Source organism: Actinomadura sp. NBRC 104412 (assembly GCF_030269515.1).
GTDB lineage: Bacteria > Actinomycetota > Actinomycetes > Streptosporangiales > Streptosporangiaceae > Spirillospora.
This window is the reverse complement of record NZ_BSTM01000106.1, coordinates 1-524: the sequence shown is the minus strand read 5'-3', so window position 1 is coordinate 524 and position 524 is coordinate 1. Positions and strand designations below refer to the sequence as shown.

Below are 524 nucleotides of genomic sequence, written 5' to 3'. Positions count from 1 at the left end.
CACCTCACCCACAAGCGCCACGGATTTACCAATGGCGCGGGCCACATGCTTACCCCAGGACAACCACCGCCTGGGCTGAGCTACCCTCCTGCGTCACCCCATCGCTCACCTACTACCCCCTCGGGCCCCACGCTCCCCGCACCAGACCCCCGAAGGGACCCGGCACAGCTCGGGTGGTTAGCATCAGAGGGTTCAGCGTTGGCGCATACCAGCGGGTACGGGAATATCAACCCGTTATCCATCGACTACGCCTGTCGGCCTCGCCTTAGGTCCCGACTTACCCTGGGCGGATCAGCCTGCCCCAGGAACCCTTGGTCATCCGGCGCACACGTTTCCCACGTGTGAAACGCTACTCATGCCTGCATTCTCACTCCCACACCCTCCACCACCGATCACTCGACGGCTTCACCGGACGCAGGACGCTCCCCTACCCACCCACACCCCCACAGGGGTGCGAGTGCCACGGCTTCGGCGGTGTGCTTGAGCCCCGCTACATTGTCGGCGCGGAATCACTTGACCAGTGA

Annotated in this window: 1 rRNA gene; it reads right to left on the bottom strand. The window is 64.1% G+C overall.

The features are described from left to right. A 23S ribosomal RNA gene (locus tag QSK21_RS35940) occupies positions 1–524 on the bottom strand; the annotation flags it as partial.